The organism is Cupriavidus sp. MEYA8 (assembly GCF_059278825.1).
In genome coordinates this window covers 1,722,046-1,742,213 of the sequence record NZ_CM181221.1, presented here as the reverse complement: position 1 = coordinate 1,742,213, position 20,168 = coordinate 1,722,046, and the positions used below count along the sequence as shown (strand labels likewise).

The 20,168-nt window shown below is 65.1% G+C and carries 18 protein-coding genes; 7 read left to right on the top strand and 11 right to left on the bottom strand.

All coding sequences use genetic code 11. From position 1 onward, the window contains the following. Positions 1-3: 3 nt before the first annotated feature. Positions 4-1,167 (bottom strand): porin, encoded by a 1,164-nt coding sequence (locus AC5WJ1_RS08030; protein WP_133097318.1) that lies wholly within the window; start codon positions 1,165-1,167, stop codon positions 4-6. A 307-nt stretch (positions 1,168-1,474) separates the two neighbouring features. Between AC5WJ1_RS08030 and AC5WJ1_RS08025 the strand changes: the two genes are divergently transcribed. From AC5WJ1_RS08025 to AC5WJ1_RS08000, 6 genes are all read left to right on the top strand, one after another. Continuing rightward, entirely contained in the window at positions 1,475-1,837 is a 363-nt protein-coding gene (locus AC5WJ1_RS08025) for a CREC-EF hand family protein (RefSeq protein WP_135705229.1), read from the top strand. A gap of 200 nt (positions 1,838-2,037) precedes the next feature. Then, a complete protein-coding gene (locus tag AC5WJ1_RS08020) occupies positions 2,038-2,373 on the top strand; it encodes a hypothetical protein (RefSeq protein WP_243737022.1) in 336 nt (111 codons plus the stop codon). Positions 2,374-2,382: 9 nt separating this feature from the next. Further along, the gene (locus AC5WJ1_RS08015) at positions 2,383-2,610 is read left to right on the top strand and encodes a YMGG-like glycine zipper-containing protein (RefSeq protein WP_133097290.1); all 228 of its coding nucleotides are present in this window, start codon (positions 2,383-2,385) and stop codon (positions 2,608-2,610) included. Positions 2,611-3,200: 590 nt separating this feature from the next. After that, positions 3,201-3,602, top strand: a complete 402-nt coding sequence (locus AC5WJ1_RS08010; RefSeq protein WP_494476508.1) for a CopG family transcriptional regulator — start codon at positions 3,201-3,203, stop codon at positions 3,600-3,602. A 66-nt stretch (positions 3,603-3,668) separates the two neighbouring features. Beyond that, positions 3,669-4,838, top strand: coding sequence for an extracellular catalytic domain type 1 short-chain-length polyhydroxyalkanoate depolymerase (locus AC5WJ1_RS08005; RefSeq protein ID WP_135705228.1), 1,170 nt, complete (start codon positions 3,669-3,671; stop codon positions 4,836-4,838). A 232-nt stretch (positions 4,839-5,070) separates the two neighbouring features. Next, positions 5,071-6,015 carry a DUF808 domain-containing protein gene (locus AC5WJ1_RS08000; RefSeq protein WP_135705227.1) on the top strand — a complete coding sequence of 315 codons (945 nt, stop codon included), beginning with the start codon at positions 5,071-5,073 and terminating at the stop codon, positions 6,013-6,015. Between the two features lie 216 nt (positions 6,016-6,231). On the opposite strand, the gene AC5WJ1_RS07995 is transcribed toward AC5WJ1_RS08000, so the two are convergent. Genes AC5WJ1_RS07995 through AC5WJ1_RS07980 form a run of 4 tightly spaced genes read right to left on the bottom strand, consistent with a single transcriptional unit; the run spans position 6,232 to position 12,581 of the window. Further along, complete coding sequence (locus tag AC5WJ1_RS07995) at positions 6,232-7,836, bottom strand: GMC oxidoreductase (RefSeq protein WP_494476507.1); 1,605 nt, start codon at positions 7,834-7,836, stop codon at positions 6,232-6,234. 23 nt (positions 7,837-7,859) lie between these two features. Further along, complete coding sequence (locus tag AC5WJ1_RS07990) at positions 7,860-9,764, bottom strand: preprotein translocase subunit YajC (protein WP_240745969.1); 1,905 nt, start codon at positions 9,762-9,764, stop codon at positions 7,860-7,862. Between the two features lie 59 nt (positions 9,765-9,823). Further along, complete coding sequence (locus AC5WJ1_RS07985) at positions 9,824-10,288, bottom strand: (2Fe-2S)-binding protein (RefSeq protein ID WP_135705225.1); 465 nt, start codon at positions 10,286-10,288, stop codon at positions 9,824-9,826. Further along, positions 10,257-12,581 carry a xanthine dehydrogenase family protein molybdopterin-binding subunit gene (locus AC5WJ1_RS07980; protein ID WP_494476506.1) on the bottom strand — a complete coding sequence of 775 codons (2,325 nt, stop codon included), beginning with the start codon at positions 12,579-12,581 and terminating at the stop codon, positions 10,257-10,259. Before AC5WJ1_RS07980 ends, AC5WJ1_RS07985 begins: the two co-directional genes overlap by 32 nt. A gap of 390 nt (positions 12,582-12,971) precedes the next feature. Here AC5WJ1_RS07980 and AC5WJ1_RS07975 point away from each other — a divergent pair, with 390 nt between their 5' ends. Continuing rightward, the gene (locus tag AC5WJ1_RS07975) at positions 12,972-13,412 is read left to right on the top strand and encodes a GNAT family N-acetyltransferase (RefSeq protein WP_133097299.1); all 441 of its coding nucleotides are present in this window, start codon (positions 12,972-12,974) and stop codon (positions 13,410-13,412) included. A 162-nt stretch (positions 13,413-13,574) separates the two neighbouring features. On the opposite strand, the gene AC5WJ1_RS07970 is transcribed toward AC5WJ1_RS07975, so the two are convergent. The 6 genes from AC5WJ1_RS07970 to AC5WJ1_RS07945 are packed head-to-tail and all read right to left on the bottom strand — an operon-like array spanning position 13,575 to position 20,168. Further along, entirely contained in the window at positions 13,575-14,639 is a 1,065-nt protein-coding gene (locus AC5WJ1_RS07970; protein WP_494476505.1) for a 2-aminoethylphosphonate aminotransferase, read from the bottom strand. Beyond that, positions 14,639-15,832 carry a phosphonopyruvate decarboxylase gene (gene aepY, locus AC5WJ1_RS07965; RefSeq protein ID WP_135705222.1) on the bottom strand — a complete coding sequence of 398 codons (1,194 nt, stop codon included), beginning with the start codon at positions 15,830-15,832 and terminating at the stop codon, positions 14,639-14,641. Before aepY ends, AC5WJ1_RS07970 begins: the two co-directional genes overlap by 1 nt. Beyond that, entirely contained in the window at positions 15,829-17,544 is a 1,716-nt protein-coding gene (gene aepX / locus AC5WJ1_RS07960) for a phosphoenolpyruvate mutase (RefSeq protein WP_195432300.1), read from the bottom strand. Before aepX ends, aepY begins: the two co-directional genes overlap by 4 nt. Next, on the bottom strand, positions 17,541-18,311 hold the full coding sequence (locus AC5WJ1_RS07955) for a phosphocholine cytidylyltransferase family protein (protein WP_494476534.1): 771 nt from the start codon (positions 18,309-18,311) through the stop codon (positions 17,541-17,543). The genes aepX and AC5WJ1_RS07955 overlap by 4 nt, the downstream gene beginning before the upstream one ends. 28 nt (positions 18,312-18,339) lie before the next feature. After that, positions 18,340-19,344 carry a flippase-like domain-containing protein gene (locus tag AC5WJ1_RS07950; protein WP_434032780.1) on the bottom strand — a complete coding sequence of 335 codons (1,005 nt, stop codon included), beginning with the start codon at positions 19,342-19,344 and terminating at the stop codon, positions 18,340-18,342. Further along, a complete protein-coding gene (locus AC5WJ1_RS07945) occupies positions 19,341-20,168 on the bottom strand; it encodes a HalD/BesD family halogenase (RefSeq protein WP_434032781.1) in 828 nt (275 codons plus the stop codon). The genes AC5WJ1_RS07950 and AC5WJ1_RS07945 overlap by 4 nt, the downstream gene beginning before the upstream one ends.

The following is a 20,168-nucleotide window of genomic DNA, read 5'->3' as shown; positions in this document are numbered from 1 at the left end:
GGCTCAGAATTTGTGCCGGACTCCCAAGGCAATGCCAAACATGTTGCTCTGCCCGTTGCCCAGGACATAGCTGTTACCCAGCGACAGACTGTTGGCAAAGACGGTCGCCAGTGAATCGAGCATCAGCCCGGCGTTCTTGGCATAGGCAGTGGTCACGTAGACATCGGTACGCTTGGACAACGAGTAGTCGGCCACGAAGGAGACCTGCCACGGATTGGCCACGCTCGTGTTGCCGTAAAGGTTCTTGAGATCGTCGTAGTTGTACTCGAGCGTGAGCGCGAGCGCCGGCGTGACCTGGTAGTTGGCGCCGATCCAGTAGAAGTCATCGCGCTGGATCAGGGCATCGGCCGCATTCCTGTTCTGGCCCCAACGGTAGCCGCCCATGATCTTGGCCGGGCCTAAGGCATAGCTGGCGCCTACCACCGCCTTCTTGACGGTGCCGGTGCCGGTGCCGATGGTGGGATTCCACTGGTCATAGCCGGCTGTCGCTGCGAACGGGCCGAACGTGTAAGCCAGCGCCCCGCCATAGGCGGTGTCGCGTCGGAACTGCCCCGGGACTTCCCCATTGCCGCCGATCGGAATGGGAAATCCTACCGAGGCGGGCAAGGCGACCCCGACGCCGAAGGACCAATGCGCCAGCGCCGTCAGTCCCCCGAACTTGCCGGAGTACTTGACGGTGTTGTCCGCGCGGTAGTTGGGGCCGGACTGCATGACGACCGGCTCATACTGCGTGGCATAGGCGGTCGGAGAGAAGTTGGCCAGGGCCTCGAACATCGAGGTGTATTGCCGGCCAAGGCTGATCTGGCCGAAACGGTTGCTTTGGACGCCGACGTACGCCTGGCGGCCGAACAGACGGCCGCTTTGCTGCGACAAGCCGTTGTCGATGCCGAAGCCGCTTTCCAGCACAAAAATGGCCTTGATACCGCCACCCAGGTCCTCGTTGCCACGCAGGCCCCAGCGGGAGCCGGAAAGCCCTCCCGAAGTCAGTCGGTAAGCATCGTTGCCCGGTCCCGGATTAAATCCGTTGGCGGCTGTCGGCACGACGCCCGCGTGGTTGACGTATTCCACGTTGGCGTCGATCACGCCGTACAGCGTGACGCTTGACTGCGCAAGGGTTGCCAGCGGCCATCCCAGCAGTGACGCCAGGGCTATTCTTTTCAGTGCCATGCCCGCTCTCCTCTCGTTCTTTTCTCTTGGTGGTTCAACCACGGCTTCGTTCGTTGCATGGCTGACCTTGCAGCATGTCTGCCAGGCAATCTGTTCGAGCATAGGAGCGCAGTTCGTTCTCCGCCAACATCCGATGACTGGTTACGCTCGAAACGGAAAAACAGTGTCGGCCGATTGCAACAGTCGCGAGCAAAGCGCTCTCCGTGCGGAGCGCCTAGAATGCTGGTGAGCCAAGGCTCACCGGAGTTTGATCAGAAGTCGTTTTGGTGTCTTAAATCCAAACACATAACGTATCGAGGAGAGCGACATGTCCGTATGCAAATTTCCCGCATTTGGTTTCGCAGTCCTGATGGCACTGACTTCGATAGGAGCGGCCGCCCAGCCGGCCTCGGGATCCCAACCGGCGGCGGCGCCATCCGAAGTTCCGGCAGCGCCTCCGACTACGGCCCAGGCCAAGGCCTTGATTGCCGAGCGCTTCAAGGCGGCCGATGCCAACCATAATGGCAAGCTGACTCGTGACGAAGCTCAGGCGGGTATGCCAAAGGTCTACGAAAACTTCGACAAGATCGACGTAAAAAAACAGGGTTATGTCACTGAGCGCCAGATCGGTGCCTACTGGATGAAAAAAACCAAGGACCAGATGCAGAAGGAAGATCCGATCTGGAACTGAAAGCGCTACAGCTTCTTTTTAGGCGCATAGGATGACGGAGCGGGAGAATTCGGGCCGTATCTCCCGCCCACAGTGGTCCCGCATGACCGGATCGATACTAAGATAAAAAGCGCATCGGACCCGCAAGGCAACCGCAACCGCTGAGGGAGACCGCAATGGCGAGATCGCTCATCCGAATCGCAGTGACTGCTGCGACACTTATGACGTTGTCCCTGGCCACCGGCTCCCGCGCCGATGAAGTGCCGCTGATCACCGGCAAGCAGTGGACGGATTCCTCCGAACAGACAAAAAAGGCCTACCTCGTAGGCATTGCCAACCTGGTGCAGGTGGATATCGCTTATCACGAGGGCAAGCCGCCGCCTGACTCCGCGAGCATTGTTCCGCGCTTTGCGAAAGGGCTCAGAGGCCATTCGCTCGACTCAGTGCGCCAGGGCCTGGATCGCTGGTACGCGGCACATCCCGACCAGTTGCAGCGGCCGGTCATTGAAACGATCTGGTTCGAAATGGTTGTTCCCGGCCTGCAGGGCAAGAAGTAAGGTGACACCATGAAAAGACTCAATCTGATTGGCGTTGCATTGGTCGTTGCCGGCGCTGCCGGATGCACGAATATGACACCGCAGCAGCAAGGCACCGTGAGCGGTGCTGCCCTCGGCGCCGCGGCCGGTGCAGGCATCGCGGCCATCGCGGGAGGAAGCGGCTGGACTGGCGCGGCGATCGGCGCCGTGGCCGGCGGCGTAGCGGGCAACATCAAAGGAGGCAAGCAGCAGCAGTGATAGTGCCCTGCCGCCTGCTGCATAACTGCTGACACGCCCGGTTCACGAAACACAAGGTACAGCGCGAGGGAATTCGCCAGCCAGAACAACGCCTTCGCGCGCTGCCGTCGAACCATTACTGCCTCAAGCTCGTGGAAGCGAAATGACCTCAGCCGCCCCCGGCTGTTGTTGTCCGCGGTTGTCCGCGCTGGTCATGCCGCTCCTTTCTGTCTCCATTATGCGAATGGCACTTGGCATGCCGTCGATCCAATGCTTGGCGCGCTCCTGGCGTGCCTGGCACTAGTTCGATAAACCGATCGCAACTGGTAAGCGGCGATCCGCCGGCCGTGCCAACGTCTCCCGCCGACGCCTGACCGCCCGCGTGGTATCGCGTGCTGTGCCCCCGCTGCCTGCAGCGCACGACGTGGAGCCGAAGCGCCAGTTGCCGCGATGGATGGGCAATCTTTCAGGTCACCCCTTGACCTGCTTTCTCCCAGCCTTTATAAATTAACCATCCATATGGATGGTATACGGATGGTGCTCGGATGGTTCGCTAGCTTTTGTGCCGCAAATGACACATATTCCGGCGCCTATAGGCAACAACAAACCCGATGAGCAAACCAAAGCCCGGTGACACGGAAAAAATCACGATCAATCTCGGCCCGGTGGACCTGGGGCAGATCGACCTGCTGGTCGAAGAAGGCTTTTATTCGAATCGCACTGACCTGATCCGGACCGCCATTCGCAACCAATTGGCGACGCACGCTCAGGCCATACAGGAAACGGTGACGCGCCGGGCCCTTGTCCTCGGGCTCCAGCATTTCACCCGCCGCGACCTGGAGGCGGCGCGCGCGGCCAACGAGAAGCTCGACATCCATGTCCTTGGCCTGGCGAGCATTGCCTCGGATGTCAGTCCGGAACTGGCGCTGGCAACGATTGAGTCGGTCGTGGTGCTCGGCGCCTTTCATGCCCCCGCGGCAGTCAAGGCCGCGCTCGCCGGGCGAATACGGTAGTACTGCGCGGTAGCACCGCGGCAATGTCGCCGCGCCCTGGCTCGCCAGGTTTGCCTGGAAACAAGTATGAAAATGAATGACGCCTTCCTCGCTTCGATGCGAGAAGCCATGCACTTGCTGCAGACGGCGGGTCCGCTTGAGGCCACCGAGGCTATCCAGCGTGCACTGCGCGAGCAAGCGTCGATGGGCGCGGCGGTCGCTCCGGCCTCCCCCTCCGCTCCCATGCCCGCACAGGTGGTCGAACGCCTGCTCACCGATGCCCGCGCGCAGGCCCGCCCGGCCGATGTCGCCGGCAGCGCCGCCAACGCAGCGCCCCCGGCATCTGCGCGCGGCACCCACTCGCTACGCCCCGACGGCAAACAAGCGTCCCCGCAGGATGTCAGCCATTTCAGCCAGCGCACGTTCGTGAACCGGGCGGGATCCCGCGCGTACAAGCTTTATGTTCCCGCTGGCCGTCGTGTCGAGCCGATGCCGCTGGTCGTGATGCTGCACGGTTGCACGCAGGATGCCGACGATTTCGCGGCCGGCACCCAGATGAACGCCCTTGCCGACATGCTCGGCTTTGTGGTGCTGTATCCGATCCAGGCCGCCGGGGACAATCCGTCGAAATGCTGGAACTGGTTCCGGCCCGGCGACCAGCAGGCCGGCAAGGGAGAGCCGTCGATCATTGCTGGCATGGCGCGCGAGGTGATCGCCAGCCACGGCATTGACGCAAGGCGCGTCTACGTTGCCGGCCTGTCCGCCGGCGGCGCGATGGCCGCGGTGCTGATCCAGCGCTATCCGGAATTGTTTGCAGCGGCCGGCGTGCATTCCGGCCTGCCCGCCGGGTCCGCGCACGACTTGCCTTCGGCGCTGGGCGCGATGAAGGGTGGCAAAGGGCTCGGCCGGTCCAGGTCAGGCGCGGTGCCGCCCGCCTCCACCGGGCGGCCCATCATTGTGTTCCACGGCGATGCGGACCATACGGTGCATCCGTCCAACGGCGACCGTCTTGTTGCGCCGTTCAAGAGCGATCACGCGCGCCAGCTGACGGAACGCAGGAACGTCGCCGGGGGCCATGACTACACGCGGCACAGAATCACCACGCCCGCTGGCGTCAATGTTGAATACTGGATCATCCATGGCGCCGGGCACGCCTGGGCGGGCGGAAGCCCCCAGGGCAGCTATACCGATCCGAAGGGTCCGGATGCCAGTGCGGAAATGCTGCGGTTCTTTCTCGCAAATCCGCTGCCGGGCTGAGCCGGCGCAGTCCCGCGCAAGCCTGAGCGAATCACGGTTGCAACACCAAGAACAGCGGGGCCAGTCGCTCGTGTAGCCTTTACTGCGCGGGGCATGGACGGCTGAGCCGCTGTCAACGAGCTGCCGGCATAAGCGGTACGGAACCTGCTTGGTCAGGGACGACATCGAGGAGCATGAACAATGACATATTGCCTGCATGCGCGAGGCCATTGCCGCGCGCGGAGGTCCTGACATGGCCGGTTCGAGCTTGCTGGTACTGATCGACGACATCGCAACCATCCTTGACGATGTCGCCGCGATGAGCAAAGTGGCGGCGAAAAAGACCGCAGGGGTGCTGGGCGACGACCTGGCGCTCAATGCGCAGCAGGTCAGCGGCGTCAAGGCGGATCGGGAATTGCCGGTGGTCTGGGCCGTCGCGCTGGGGTCGCTTCGCAACAAAGTGATCCTGGTCCCCGCGGCGCTGGCCATCAGCACCTGGTTGCCGTGGGCCGTCGTGCCGCTGCTGATGGTGGGCGGCGCGTTTCTTTGCTATGAAGGCTTTGAAAAACTGGCACACCGGTTCTTGCATAGCGATGCGGAGGACGCGGCACATCACGCCCGTGAAGTTCATGTCATGTCGAATCCCGCGGTCGACGTGGTGGCATTCGAGAAAGAGAAAATCAAGGGTGCGATCCGCACGGACTTCATACTTTCGGCCGAAATCATCGTCATTTCGCTAGGCACCGTCGCCGACGCACCTTTCGGCCAGCGGCTGGCGGTGTTGTGCGCGATCGCGGCCATCATGACGGTCGGCGTCTATGGCCTGGTGGCCGGCATCGTGAAGCTCGATGACGCGGGCCTGTACCTGAGCCGGCGCCCGTCGGCCGGCTTCCGCTGGCTGGGCCGAGGTTTGCTGCGGCTTGCACCCTGGCTGATGAAAGCCTTGTCGCTGGCCGGAACGGCGGCGATGTTCCTGGTGGGCGGCGGCATCCTGATGCACGGCATCCCGGCGATGCACCACGTGCTGGACGCGGCGGCACAGGTGGCGGCAGGCGTGCCGGCGATCGGCGGTGTCCTGTCGGTGCTGGCCCCGTTGGTGCTGGACGGCGTTGCCGGCATCGTCGCCGGTGCGCTGGTGCTGGCGGCGGTGACCGTGGTGAAGGCCGGGATGCGAGCATTGCGCCCGTCGGGACGCTAGGCGGGTACGGCGGATACTTCTGGCCACTGCCCCCGGCGCATCTCTTCAGGCCGCCCGTCGTCGGTGCCGGCACACTGGCGTCCCGAAACGGCTAACGTTCGCCTAGACGCGCTGGACGCTGACCCCGCCGGCAAGCACGCCGAACATGCGCTTGAATGTGCGCGTAGAAATGGTCACAAGGTCTACACTGTGGTCAACTATGGCCCGGCCCCCGCATCAATCTTGCTCGCGCAAGAGCATCGCCACATTACGCTCCGCGAGCGCAGCGATGGTGCGCGAAGGGTTCAGGCCGAGCGGGCGCGGGACGATCGCACCGTCCATGACATAGAGCCCCTTGTAGCCGAATACCCGGCCCGCTGCATCGACGACACCGTCGGCAGCGGAGGTCCCCATGTTGCAGCCTCCCAGCGGGTGCGGTGTGATCAGGTTATGCCATCGCCGCCAGGTGAGCGGCACCCACGGGTCCCCGCCGGTCGCTTCCGAGAGCCGCGTGTGCGCGGCGATCATGGCCTCGATGACGGCCACCGATGCCTGATAGGACCAGTCAAGCTGCAGCACCCGACGCCACGGTGCGTACCACTTGCGGCCCAGCCTGAGCTGGCCGTCGCCTGGGTCCACGCCCTGGCCGAACCACGGCATCATCCCCTCGACCGGATCGCCGTCGTCAAACAGCGCACCCACGTCCTTCAACACCGCGCGCAGCTTGCGGGAACGGGTTCGCTTCATATGGCGCCGAATAAAGTTGCCTGCGAGGTTCGGGATGCCGCCATCCTCGACGAAAAGCGCCTGCCCGTTCGGGCCGCTGTGGTCCAGCAGGTCGATCGCGGCGGAGATGGTTACGCCATGAGCAGGAGAAATCTTCCTGTTGCCATAGAAGGCTGGCGTCACGAAGTCGCCATTGTGGGCCCAGCCATATCCCAACCGCGGTGAAAGCCCGGGCAGCGTGCGATGTTCATCCCGGCAGCGCAACAGTAGTTCGGTGCTGCCGATGGAACCGGCGGCCAGTATTACCCTGGCGGCCGTGACTTCGCCAGGGCTCGTCGTCTGTCCTTCCGGGTCGATTTTCCTGAAGCGCACCCGCCAGCCCTGCTGCAGCGGCTCCAGCCTGTCGATCAGGTGCAAGGGACGAATCTCGGCACCGTTGTCTTCAGCCACTGCCAGGTAATTCAGGTCCAGCGTATTCCTGGCCGATACCTGGCACCCGACGTCGCAGTTGCCGCAATGCACGCAAGTGCCCTGCCACCTGCCGTGCTGGTTCAGGAATTTCACCGAATGCCGGTCATCGCGGGCGTCTTGCCGTGTGGGGTCCCAATGCTCGGAAAACGTCACGGCCAGCGGCAGCTTGCGAAAGCGCCCGCCCCATCCGCATGCTTGCGCCCCCTCGCGCAGCAGCCTGGTTCGCTCGCTCTCCTGCATGTCCGGCACTTCGCTCACGGCGAGCATGCGTCCTACCTCCGCATAGTGGGCCTGCAGGCCGGCATAGGTCACCTCTTTCGGCCAGCCGTGCTCGAACGCTTCCGGCCTGGCTTCCACCGAGACGTTGGCGTAGATCAGCGAGCCGCCACCGACTCCGGCCCCGGCGATGACCCATACGTCGGAGAATGTCCGGATATCAGCCCAGCCATTGAAGCGGTGCGCGCGTTCCTGGTTCCACAACCAGGCATCATTTTCGTCGCGCGGGAAAGTCGCCGGGCTCCAGCGCCTTCCGCGCTCCAGCACCAGAACCTTGCGGCCGGCCTGCGCCAGCCTGCAGGCCGAGACCGCGCCACCGAAGCCGCTGCCGATGACGACGACATCGTAGGCAAGCGTATTGCTCATCATGACGCCCCCTGTCGTTGGGATGCTTACCGCTGGATGATGATCGCCTTCTCCTCAATCATCCGCACCGCTTCCGTCGGCGATACCTGGCCGTCAGCCGGCACGAAGCGGGGACCGGTTGCGCCGGGCTGGGCGCGTACGCGCCAGCTGCCGCGGACCTTCGTCATCTGGCGGACGCCCTCGCCCAGCTTCCAGTCTCTGCACACCTTCTCCAGCTTGAGCGGGTAGATCGTCAATTGCCCATGCTCGAACCGCATCCGCAGGAAGCACTTGTAGTCGGCGATGCGCTGCGATGAGAACACCTCCTCGGGATGCAGGCGCCACAGCGCGTTGCCCATCACCATCCACACGCCAAACAGCAGGCCGCCGAGGACACCGCCCAGCAGCATGGCCTCGACGAGGAACAGCAGGATCGGCGTCGCATTGTGCGCGCCAAAGCCATGGACGTTGAAACGCGTGATGAGCCATAGCACGGCGACAGCCAGCGCCAGGTGCAGCAGGCCGTGGCAGGCGCCGACAACCCAGGCCAGCCCGACGCCGCGCCTGACATCCCGGGTCGACAGCGCACCACAACAAAAGACAATGCCCGCGGCGAACACCACTGACGCCGGACTGTGCGCCATGATCCGGAACAGTTCGTGATACACCTCGCACATATTCCCGAATGTCACTTCGAGGTCGGCCAGCCCTTGGATGAAGTTGCGATGCTCGCGCCCGGGCACTGGTACCAGGCTCGCGCTTTGGACGATCCAGTCGAACAGCAGGTACAGGATCGCCACCAGCGCACAGAACGAGAGATTGCGCGCAGGAAGTTGCCACGCGCGATTGCGCAATTGCCGGGACGTCGCCTTTTCCGGATATGCGGACTTCAGCTCGTAGTGCTGCCTCGCCGGACCCACGACGATGGGCCGCGGCGGATCCGGCAGCAGATGCGTGCCGTGAAGAAACGCGCCGCCGCCTCCACAGGTGATCCGATGCGGCCCCGCCGTGCCTGCTCGCGGCACGTAGTGCGCGTAATGGTGCGAGTTGCCGGCCAGCACCAGTGCGAGCCGGTCGCCCAGCACGCCCTCGATCTCGCTCAGGCTTCTAAAGCGCGGCGTCTTGGTTTCGATCGACGGCACGGCGCGCTTTTCCCCGCGGCGCACGCGGTCCATCTCGTCAACCCAGCTCGCCTCGGGCGCGCACAATACCACGCGGTCGCCGGGCTGCAGCTGCGTGTACAACTTCTGGAAATACTCGCGCTGCGGCCGGTCGATTTCGGACTCCAGTTGCAGGTCCAGGCCCCAGATCCACCAGCCGCCGGGCAACTGCAAGGCGTAATAGCCGGTGCGCTGGCGTGTCTCCCAGCCGCCCACGGGCTTGCCACTGCAGAACAGGCGGGCGAAGCCACGCAGGCCGTCGTACCAGTCGTGATTGCCAGGCGTGGCAATCATCCACGGCGCATCCGGCAACTTGACCGGCTGGTCGCTGTATGCGGGGCGCGTGGCCTCGACCGGCGCCGGGAACGCAGCACGAAAGGGATCGACGAAGCGGCTCCGATAGCCGTCATGGGCAGGCGTCGGATACACCTGGTCGCCACCCAGCAACAGCACCTTTGAGCGCGGCAGCGTCACGCCCTGGTCGCGCAGCGTCACCGCGTGGCTGACGCACAATGCCATGGAGTAGGTCGAGTCCCAGCCGTCGCCCGTGTCTGCCATATAGTCGACCCAGACACCGCCCTGTTCGTCAGCCGGTACCGGCAGCGGCGGATTCGGATTCAGCGTGGAGAGCGCGGCCTGCACCATGCGCTGGTCCGCAAAGGCGCCGACAGCCATCGCCACGGCAACGCGCATGGCGGTGAACGGAAGCTGCAGCGGGCTCAGCCAGTTCACCATGGTTCGTTGCGTGTAGAGCTCCACGCGCCCGGTCGCCGCGGCCCCCGAATCCTTCATTGCCTTCCCCCTGAGACTTCAAAGCTCGCCTGATGGCCGGGGCGCGCGCGTCGGTGCCCTCACCCCGTCAGCATCCCCACCGCTTCCGCAATCGCCCGCCTGATCCGCGTATACGTGCCGCACCGGCAGATCACGCAGCTCATCTGGTCGACAATCTCCGTCTCCTTCGGATTCCGCGTGCGCTTGAGCAGCGCGCTCGCCGCCATCAGTTGCGCGCTCTGGCAGTAGCCACACTGCACGACCTCGTGCTTCTGCCAGGCCGCCCGCAGGGCATTCGGCTCGGGGCCGTCAAGTCCTTCGATGGTGACGATCTTCTTGCCCTCCATCTCGCTCACCTGGTGCTGGCACGACAACAGCATCTTGCCGTCGACATGCACCGCGCAGGCGCCGCACACGCCCACGCCGCACCCGAACTTGGTGCCCGTCAGCTTGAGCTCGCAGCGAAGCACCCACAACAGCGGCGTGCATCCGTCGGCGTGGATTTCGACGTTTTTACCGTTGACACTGAGCTGACGGTCTGACATCGCAGGCTCCGGAAGGCGGCAGGGTCTTCAGCAGCGGCAGGTCGCGCAAGCGCTCGCCGGTGGCATTGAACAAGGCGTTCGCCACCGCCGGCGCGATCGGCGGCGTGGTGGACTCGCCCACGCCCTGTGGCGTTGCCGTCGATGGCATCACGTGTACCTGGATCTCGGGGCAGTCCCGCAGGCGCATGGCAGGAAAGGCGGTGTAGTAGTCCTCCTTGACCTTGCCTTGCTCCAGCGTGATCTTCTGCCACAGCGCCGCCGACAGCCCGAACACAATGCCGCCCTCGACCTGCTGCTCGATCAGGGTCGGGTTGACCGGCATGCCGCAATCGATGGCGCAAAAAACGCGCTCCACGCGCACCTGCCCCGCGTTGTCCACCGACACCTCGGCGACCTGCGCCACCACGCTGCCGAACGATTCGTGCAACGCCACCCCGCGCCCCACCTTTGCCACGCCAGGCTTCTTGCGCAAAGGCTGGCCCCAGCCAGACATCTTTCCTGCCTGCTCCAGCACCGCGCGCTGCCGATCATCCTTGAGCAGGCTCATGCGGTAGTCGAGCGGGTCCTTGCTGGCCGCCACCGCCAGCTCGTCGACAAAACTCTCCATAAAGAAGGCGTGGTGCGAGTGTCCCACCGAGCGCCAGTAGCCCACCGGGATGGGGAGATCCACGGTCCGGTGCCCCACCCACACCTCCGGCCAGTCATAGGCCTGGTCGAAAGCGCCCTCCACGGTGGACTTGTCCAGCCGTGACACGAAGATATCGGGCAGGCCGAAGTTGCGTTTCGCGGTGCTCTCCAGCACTGACTGGCTGGCCGACATATTGCGCACGGCGATGACCTTGCGGTCCCCGTCGAGCCAGGCCTCGAAGCGCGACACGCTGGCCGGACGGTAGAAGTCATGCCGCATGTCCTCGGGGCGCGACCAGATCGTCTGCACCGGCACGCCCTTGCGCTTCGCCGCGATGGCGGCCGCCTGGCAGATGAAATCGACTTCGAGCCGGCGCCCGAATGCGCCCCCGATGGATTGCTCGTGCAGTTCTACCTTGTCCGTGTCCAGACCCAGTGTCCTTGCCACGCAGCGGCGGGCCAGCCCGGGCATCTGCGTAGCGGCCCACACGATGGCGTGGTCCTCCTGTACCAGGACCGTGCAGTTGACCGGCTCCAGCGCGGCATGAGCGAGATAGGGCGCCGAGTACACGACCTGGATGGCGGGCTTGCCCTGCTTCATGGCGCGCCCGTCGCCATGCTCGTACCAGACGCGCGGGTTGGAGCTATCGAGCGCCTTCACCAGCGTGTCGCGGATGCCGGCGCTTGACAGGTTCCCCGCCTCGCCCGCGTCCCACTTGCACTGGACCTTTTCCACCGCCTCCATGGCGATCCACGCATCGCTGGCAATCACTGCCACGCCGCCGCTGCCGCCGGGGAACGGCGGCAGCTCGACGAGATCGAGCACCCCGGGCAGCTTTTTCACGTCATCGGGCGGGGATCCCTGCAGCTTGCCGCCCAGCGTCGGACACATCTGCACGCTGGCGTAGACCATCTTGTCCGCCACCACGTCGATGCCGAAGCGCGCGGTGCCGTTGATCTTGGCAGCGGCATCAAGGCGTGCCGTGCGGGTGCCGATGAGCCTGTAGCTGCCTGGCTCCTTCAACTCGACCTTGCGTGGCACATCCTCACGCGCGGCTGCCGCGGCCAGCTCACCGAACGTGGCACTGCGTCCCGACGGATGCACCACCTTGCCGGCCTGCGCGCGGCACTCTTCGACCTTGACGTTCCACTGCTTCGCCGCTGCCGCGCACAGCATCATGCGGGCGGCGGCGCCGGCCTCGCGCATCGGATTCCACAGGTCCCGGATGCTGGTCGAGCCGCCGGTGAACATCATGCCCACCTCGCGCACGCCCTTGCGCGTAAACCATGCCGCGGCGCGCCTGGGCCAGCCATTGTTGTCGGGGCGGAACGGCAGGTTGGCGACCACGCCCTCGATGTTGTTGTACAGGTTGTCGATGGGCGACGGCTCGACGCGGATCTGCGACCAGTCTGCCTCCATCTCCTCGGCCAGCAGCATCGCCGCGCCGGTATGCACGCCCTGCCCCATCTCGGCCTTGTTCATCACCACCGTGACGGTGTTGTCGGACGCCACCTTGACCCAGCCGTTCAGCGCGAACTGCCCGTCGCGCACCGCCAGCGGCTCGCCACCCACCACGCGCTGGCGCGGCGGCAGCAAGGCCCATCCGATCACCAGCGCACCGGCAGCGCCTGCCCCCCCGAGCAGGAAAGCTCTGCGCGTCAACATGGCAAGACTGGCGGATCGATCATCATCGGTAAGCCCCCCGTACCGCCGATGGCATGGCCTATATTAGGTCGGGAAGTGCTTCAGTGCGAATACGAACACGTGGGTGGCGCTAGCGCGCAACACCTGCCCTTCTGTCCGGTGGTGCCGCCGCGGGGCCGGCACCGGGTCTGGTCCGATGTGATATGTCGCGCGACTTTGTTGTATCAAATCACTTCCGAGTGAATGAGAATGCACGCAATGGCTTCTTTGGCTCTGAGACTTAGCTCACTTGGGGGATGGCGCCATGAATCCCTTTCGTGCATAGTCCTCCGTTTTCGGGGTACTTGCTCACGGAGAGTCGCGAAGGGGCGGCTATGGTTGTGGCGAGGTGCCATGACGTGAGAAGCGAGAATGATAAGAAATGCCAGACTCCGTGCTGCGAATGCAGAGGACCTGGAGGCAGTTGGACAAGTGCTGGCAGCGTGTGGACTGCCGCTTCCAGAGCCGAGGGATGCGACTCCGCTTTACCATGTCGCAATCGTCGAGGACAGTATTGTCGGCTGCGCCTGTGGCGAGCAGCGCTCTCAAACCATCGTCGTTCACACGGTTGCAGTGTTGCCCGGCTATCGCGGGCACCGACTCGCCACCCATCTCGTGAGCGTGCTCCTGACGAGAGCGCGGGCCAATGGCTGTACGAAGGCCACCGTTTTAACCAACGAGAATCCAGGCTTCTTCGCTCGATACGGCTTCTCGCTGACCCCTACCGACACCGTTGTTCGGGAGATGCAGTTGTCAATGGATTTTCTCCGTCGATTCGGCGCCCGCTCGCACTATATGTGCCGACAACTTTAGGCTCTGTTGCGCGGCCGCCTGCCGGCTGCGGCTTGCGCCGAGGTGATAATGCAGATATGCCCGACATTGCCGTCATGGCCAGCAGCGGGCGCCATTCCAGTTCGGCGCCAAATCCTGCGGTCGAGGTAATCGTGCGGCCCCGGCAGCCAAGCCGAAGTGTCATCAAGTCATCAATGCCGCAAACCCCTGCAGCAGGCGCTCGATGTCGTGTGCGTGAATATCTCCCATCGTGGAGATCCGGAACAGTTCATCCGACAGCTGCCCTTGCCCTGCATAGATCACGAAGCCGAGCGCTTTCAGGCCGTCGTGCAGCTGCGTGTACGACAAGCTTGCCGGCAAACGGTAGGCGCGCAGGACGACGGAGGACTGGTCCGCCGGCAACGCACTCGCGATGCCGCGCAATGCAAGTCCCGCGCGCACTTGCTCGGCCAGGGCCGCATAGCGCGCGTGCCTGGCGTGCTGGCCGCCGCTGTCGTCGAGTTCGCGCAGCGCTTCCACGAGCGCGTAGTAGGCGTGCACGGACGGCGTGAAAGGGGTGTTGCGCTGATCCTGCAGGCGTGCCAGCCGGCCAAGATCCAGGTAGTAGGTCCGGCTTGCCGCCTGGGCCAGCGCGTCACGCCGCGCGATCACGAAGGCGGCCCCCGGCACGCCGTGCAGGCACTTGTTGGCAGTGGCGGCCACGGCGGCAATGCTGCCGCTGAAGTCGATGGTCTCGGCCCCGAAGCTGCTGACGGCGTCGACCAGCAGGTGAGCGCCGCGCTGGCGGCAAACGGCGTCGAGCGCGTGCAGGTCGTTCAAGCGCCCGGTGGTCGTTTCATGGTGGATCACCGCCACATGGCCGATGGTCCGGTCCGCGTCGAGCATGGCGGCTAGCCGGTCAAGGTCGGGCGCCTGCATCCAGTCATGCTTGATCACCTCGTGGTCGATGTGGTATTGACTCGCAATCTGCGTAATGCGCTCGCCGTACACGCCGTTTTCGACAATGAGCAGCTTGCCGCGCGCGGGCACCAGCGCGGCAATCATGCTTTCTACTGCTGCCGTGCCTGACCCGGTCATCAAGATCGCGGCCCACTCGGTGGGGTCCAGCCGGTAGACGCCGAGCAGCCGCGCGCGCGCCTCGTCCTGCAAATCGAAGAATTCGCTTTCGCGATGGCACAGGTCGGGCTGCAGCAGGCTGCGGCGGACGCGCTCGGACAAGGTCACCGGGCCGGGGTTGAGCAATAGCATCAGTTCTCTCCGTGATCAGCGCCGATGTGGCGCGCGAGGCGGGACTTCACTTCCGCGGGGGTGATGGTGGGCCGGGGCAGGCCGTCCGGCGTGCCGGCGCGTATCACCAGCCGCACGAAGCGCGATCCGGGAGCGGCGCCCGGCTCGCCCGGCACAGCCGCCGCGAGCACCTCGTCAAGCAGTTCGAGGCAGTCGCCTTCGGCCGCCGAGGCATAGCCGCAAGCCGCCGCCACGCCGGCGAATGACACATTGGGCGACACCGTGGCCTGTGCGCCGGTCGAGTCGTGTGCGCCGTTGTCGAGCAGCACGTGCGTGAGGTTCGACGGACCGTACGCGCCCAGCGTGGCGAAGTTTCCCATGCGCATCAGGGCAGCGCCGTCGCCATCGATGGCGACCACATGCAGGTCCGGGCGCACCAGCGCGAGGCCAAGCGCCAACGGCGCCACGCAACCCATCGAGCCCACCATATAGAGCTGGTTTGGCCGGTCATCGAGCGCATACAATTCGCGGCCGCAGAAACCGGTCGATGCCAGCACCACCGTCGCAGCGGCCGGCGTATGTGCAATCACGCGCTGCAAGGCCTCGCGCCGCGAAGGCAGCGCATCCGGCGCCCCTCCCCGCCATTGCGTGCGCACCGCGCATCGCGCACGCGGCGCGGATCGATCCTGCGGCTTGAGCGCATAGGGCGCGACAATGCCCTTTTGCATGACCAAAGCGTAAGGGCGTCCGGTCGCGTCCATATGCGCCAGCGCGCGATCGAGCGCCGGGCCGATGGCGGCCGCGTCAGTCGGGAACAGCTCCCACGGTATCTCCATGGTGTCGAGCATCGCAGGCGTGACCGGGCCCATCAACGCGTGCTGCGGCTCGTCCGCGGTGCCCGGTTGCCCTCGCCACGTCACGATCAGCAATTGCGGCAGGCGGAACGTCCAGGTCAGCGAAGTGAGCGGGCTTACCGCATTGCCAAGGCCGGAGTTCTGCATCATCGTGATGCCGCGCTGGCCCCCTCTGGCCCCGAGCGTCACGCCCGCGATCAGCGCTACCGCGTCACCCTCGTTCGCCGACGAGACGTAGTGCAACGAAGGATCCTGCAGCACGCAATTGATAAACGGGGTGAGATACGAGCACGGTACCCCCGCATACCAGGAGAAGCCACGCGCCAGCGCCGCCTCGATAAACTGAGCCGCTTCGATCATCGGCGTTTCTCGGTGCCGGGTGTGCCGGGTGCGCCCTGGGCAAACGGCAGCCGGGCATGCGCGAACTCGCCCGCGCGCTGGTAGTCCTCCAGGTCGTTCACGCTGCGCCAGTGGCCATGCACATACTTCACGTCGATCTCCTCGCCAGCCCCGATCAGGGCGTTGAGCAGGTCAGGCATGTCCAGCGTGTCGAAGTCCGCCCGCGCACGCAGGCCGGCAAGTGCCTGCTGCAGGGCCTCACGCCCGGCGCCGCGCACGCACAGCAGGCCGATCCAGCGTCCCTGCGGCGCCTGCCCGCCGGTGACGGCCGCTTCCTTCCCCTGGTTCGAAACATGCCGCAGCAGGACCTTCTGGCCGAACAGGGCGCGGTCGTCGGGCGCGGAGCAGTAGGCGAAATCGCGTACGCTCTGGTTCGACGGTTGCGTCTGCGACGAGTCGACCACCACGCTGAAGCGGGACTCGCTCTCGAACAGGTCGCGCAGGAAGTAGCTGCGAAAGAGCAGGTCACCGTAGGCGATCACGGTATCCGTATGCAGGCCGTCGGCCGCGCACGCCAGCGACGCCAGTTCGCCGGTACTCGCGTAGCGCTCGTTGCGCACGAGCTTGATACCCGTGCTCTGGATCGCATCGGCGCGATAGCCGCCGACCACGGTGATGTCGTGGATGCCCTGCATCTTGAAGGCGTCCACCAGCCAGCGCAGCAGCGGCTTGCCCGCGACCGGCAGCATGACCTTGGGGCGCTCGGCGGTCAGGGCGTCAAGCCCTTCGCCGCGGCTCGCCGCCAGCACAACCGCCGCGCCGGGCGCCTCGGCGCCAGACAGGTACAGCCGTTCGGCGGCGGCATACTCGTCGGCATCCTGCAGGCGGAAGATCTCGCTCATCGGCGCGATGCGGTCCTCCACATGAACCAGCGTCTGGGTGTCATGGATCTCCCTGGCCACCGCCTGCATCGACGATGCCGCCGCGCGGATCAGATGGTTGGCCCAGATCACGAGGCTGATGCCGGCCTGGCGGAATACGTCGGTGGGAGTGCTGTAGTACTTGGTCGGCACGATCACCAGCGGAGCGCGGCCGGCCCACTCGCGTGCGAACTCGAGGATCTCGTCCGGCCGCGACAGCTTGCTGTGGATGAGGATCGCGTCGGCACCGGCCTGCCGATAGGCTTCGGCCCGGCGCAAGGCCTCGTCCATGCCCCAGCCCGCGATCAGTGCTTCTACGCGCGCGACAATCGAGAAATCGGCATCCGTCTGCGTATCCTTGCCGGCCTTGATCTTGCCGCAGAATTCGTCGATCGTGGCCAGCGGCTGGCGTTCGCCGTCGATAAAGCTGTTGGTCTTGGGGAACTGCTTGTCCTCGATGCACAAACCCGCGATGCCGCGCTGTTCGAGCTTCCTCACCAGGCGCCGCACATTGTTGAAGTTGCCGTAGCCGGTATCGCCGTCGACCAGGATCGGCAAGCCGCTGGAGTCGGCCATGAATTCGAGCGTGTCGACCACCTGTGTCCAGCTTGCCTCGTTGTTGTCGCGCACGCCGAATTGCGCCGAGATCGCCAGGCCGGAGGCCCAGATAGCCTTGAAGCCTGCTTCGCGCACAATCCGGGCCGAGAGCCCGTTGTGGGCTTCCATCATGAATTCAAGTTCGCTGCCCACCAGCAACTGGCGCAGCGCGGCGCTGCGCGACGCAGCGGGCAAAGCCGGATCACGTGCGTTCATGGCGTGACTCCCGAGGTAACACCGCGTCGGAGTTGCGGCAACACTTCATCGCGGGCGCGCACGACGTCGCCCGGGAAGTCGATCTCGAGCCAGGGCGCACCGGTGACGTCTGCGATCTCGAATGCATGGCCGCCCTCCAGCAGCAGGTCGCGCACGGCTTCCTCGTGCGGCATCTTCTCCTGGTTGCGCTCGACATACCCCGCGACGATCTGCGCCAGGCGGCGTGCGGTCTGCTCGCTGAAGCGGAAGAACCCGACCGACTCGCCAATCGTGTCATATGCCAGGCCCACCGCCACCTGCTTGCGCAGCTCGACTGGAACGCCGTCCCGCAGGCAAAGCTTGACTGGCTCGTCGCCGGTTTCGAAGTCGCGGTCGATCAGCAGGCGGTTGGCGCTGTCGCCGGCAACCAGCGCGGCGAGAATGCGCTCGTCGTAGAGCACGTCGGCGTCCATCAGCAGTACGTCGCCGCCGCGCGTGAGCGCGTCGGCGACGGTGTGCACGGTCAGGACGCTGCCGAGTTCGTAGCGCGGGTTCAGAACGATTTCGGGATGGGGCGAACGTCCGAGCCGGTCGAGTTCGGCCTTGACCTGTTCCGGCTGGAAACCGAGGGCAAGCACGACCTCCGTGACGCCCGCCGCGTCCAGCATGCGTAGATGCCGTTCCAGCAGGGTGATGCCATCGAAGCGCAACAGGCACTTCGGGAATTGTGCTTCGGGCGGTTGCTGCAAACGCAGGCCAAGGCCTGCGGCAAGAATAATCGCTCGCATATTTTTCTCCGCTCTCATGCAACCGCCATCAATCGGTAGCCGGCACACCCCCCATGCTTCGCCGCCGGTGTCTTCGTTCACTCCAGTACAAATACAGAAGGCCGGGCGCGCCAAGCACGATTTCCCGCGCGCGCTTGATCAGCGACAGCGCCAGCGCCGCGTCGGCAGGCAGTCCCACCAATGGCGCGAGCAGCAGGTAGCCAGCCTCCTGCACACCCAGCGAGCCGGGAATCGCAAACGCGGCGCCGCGGATCGCCTGCCCGGCGCTCTCCAGCAGCAAGGCGTCGAGCCAGCTGACGGGATGGCCGAGAAACCGCAGGGCCAGCCACACCTCCCCGGTGCCGACCAGCCAGCCCGCCAGGCTCAGCGCGAAGGTCGCGGCGACCTTGCCGGGCGCGCGATAGATCCGCCGTACGGCTGCGTCCACCGCATCGGCACGCATCGTCAGCGCCGCCCAGTCGCGCTTTCCCCGCAATTTCGACAGCAAGCGCAGCACGCGCCCAAACAGGCCGCGCCGCTGCGCCACATAGAACCCGAACAGGCACAGCGCCAGCAGCGCGGTGACGGCAATGACCGGCAAGCGCACATCCTCGCCCGCCTCGCTCGCCGTTGACGCGCCGAACAGCACGAGTCCGAGCACCGCGAACACCAGCTGCGCGATCGCTTGCATCGTCGTGCTGACGGTGATCGCTGCGGCAGCGTCGCGCATGCGTGCACCGCGTTGCGCGAGATGGCGCACCATCAGCACCGGTCCACCCAGCTGTCCGGCGGGCAGCAGGCTGTTCACGGACTCGCCCACCCAGCGCGCAAACAGCGCGTCGCGCATGGCGCGATGGCTGGCGTGGCGATCGAACAGCACGAAAATGGCACCAGCATCCAGCGCCAGCGGCAGCAGGTGAAACATCACCACCAACAGGCTCAACCAGCCCGCCGACATCAGCGTCGACGCCACCGAGCCGAAGCCGGTAAAGGCAATCAGGGCGACAAAGAGCGCCGCACCGACCGACAGCGAAATCATCGCCGCACGCGTCATGCCCGGGGCTGCTGGCCCTTGGCCAGCCGTTTGAATACTTGCCGGAAGCCGAAATAAGCGAGGGCGTCCTTCATGTTGGAGACGAAACGCAGCCAGGGCCGCATGCCCGGGTCGGTGACGTATTCGAAGGTCAGCGACACCCGTATCTGGTTCGCCCCGAGTGGCGTGATGCGGTGGCGCAGCTTGTCGCCATCGAAGAAAACGAGGCCACCGGGGGGAATCTGTACCGAGCCCGCTTGCACAGGCACATCGGGCTCGCGCGTGTGCAATTCGTAGTCGAGACGGCACGACGATTCGTCGATCACGCCGAACAGCAAGGTATAGCGCCTGCCGTTGTAGTAAGAGGTATCGTAATGCCAGCCGATATGATCGCCCTCGCGCGTGTAGTAATAGAGCGCGTAGGCATGCGGATCCTGCTCGGGCGAAGGCAGCAGCTGCTCGCCGCAGATCTGTTCGAGCCAGCCGATCAGCGCCTTGGACCGATAGAGTTGCGCGATAAAAGGCGCGTGCTGGTCGATCGTATGGCGGCTGACGCTGCCGCCCTGCTTGTGGCCCGGGAGATAATTGCGATTGATTTGGTCTTGCAAGGCCAGGGCGCTGGCAACCAGGCCTTCCGTGACTTCATCCGGCAAAAACTCGCCCACATGCAGGAACGCTCCCTGGCGCTCGAATTCCGCGCGCAGGGCGCTGTGCCCCAAAGCGCCAACACGTGCGGCCACACCTGCATCGGGACCGGCACGCGCGCCCGCGGGGTCGGCGAACGGCTGCTGCCGCTCGCCAGGCAGGGTGAGAAGATCCCGGTCCGCTTCGGCTGATTCGCTCAT

Coding starts and splice junctions, on each gene's coding strand:
- AC5WJ1_RS08030 (WP_133097318.1), bottom strand. CDS start 1,167: ATGGCACTGAAAAGAATAGCCCTGGCGTCACTGCTGGGATGGCCGCTG.
- AC5WJ1_RS08025 (WP_135705229.1), top strand. CDS start 1,475: ATGTCCGTATGCAAATTTCCCGCATTTGGTTTCGCAGTCCTGATGGCA.
- AC5WJ1_RS08020 (WP_243737022.1), top strand. CDS start 2,038: ATGACGTTGTCCCTGGCCACCGGCTCCCGCGCCGATGAAGTGCCGCTG.
- AC5WJ1_RS08015 (WP_133097290.1), top strand. CDS start 2,383: ATGAAAAGACTCAATCTGATTGGCGTTGCATTGGTCGTTGCCGGCGCT.
- AC5WJ1_RS08010 (WP_494476508.1), top strand. CDS start 3,201: ATGAGCAAACCAAAGCCCGGTGACACGGAAAAAATCACGATCAATCTC.
- AC5WJ1_RS08005 (WP_135705228.1), top strand. CDS start 3,669: ATGAAAATGAATGACGCCTTCCTCGCTTCGATGCGAGAAGCCATGCAC.
- AC5WJ1_RS08000 (WP_135705227.1), top strand. CDS start 5,071: ATGGCCGGTTCGAGCTTGCTGGTACTGATCGACGACATCGCAACCATC.
- AC5WJ1_RS07995 (WP_494476507.1), bottom strand. CDS start 7,836: ATGATGAGCAATACGCTTGCCTACGATGTCGTCGTCATCGGCAGCGGC.
- AC5WJ1_RS07990 (WP_240745969.1), bottom strand. CDS start 9,764: ATGAAGGATTCGGGGGCCGCGGCGACCGGGCGCGTGGAGCTCTACACG.
- AC5WJ1_RS07985 (WP_135705225.1), bottom strand. CDS start 10,288: ATGTCAGACCGTCAGCTCAGTGTCAACGGTAAAAACGTCGAAATCCAC.
- AC5WJ1_RS07980 (WP_494476506.1), bottom strand. CDS start 12,581: ATGTTGACGCGCAGAGCTTTCCTGCTCGGGGGGGCAGGCGCTGCCGGT.
- AC5WJ1_RS07975 (WP_133097299.1), top strand. CDS start 12,972: ATGATAAGAAATGCCAGACTCCGTGCTGCGAATGCAGAGGACCTGGAG.
- AC5WJ1_RS07970 (WP_494476505.1), bottom strand. CDS start 14,639: ATGCTATTGCTCAACCCCGGCCCGGTGACCTTGTCCGAGCGCGTCCGC.
- aepY (WP_135705222.1), bottom strand. CDS start 15,832: ATGATCGAAGCGGCTCAGTTTATCGAGGCGGCGCTGGCGCGTGGCTTC.
- aepX (WP_195432300.1), bottom strand. CDS start 17,544: ATGAACGCACGTGATCCGGCTTTGCCCGCTGCGTCGCGCAGCGCCGCG.
- AC5WJ1_RS07955 (WP_494476534.1), bottom strand. CDS start 18,311: ATGCGAGCGATTATTCTTGCCGCAGGCCTTGGCCTGCGTTTGCAGCAA.
- AC5WJ1_RS07950 (WP_434032780.1), bottom strand. CDS start 19,344: ATGACGCGTGCGGCGATGATTTCGCTGTCGGTCGGTGCGGCGCTCTTT.
- AC5WJ1_RS07945 (WP_434032781.1), bottom strand. CDS start 20,168: ATGAGCGAATCAGCCGAAGCGGACCGGGATCTTCTCACCCTGCCTGGC.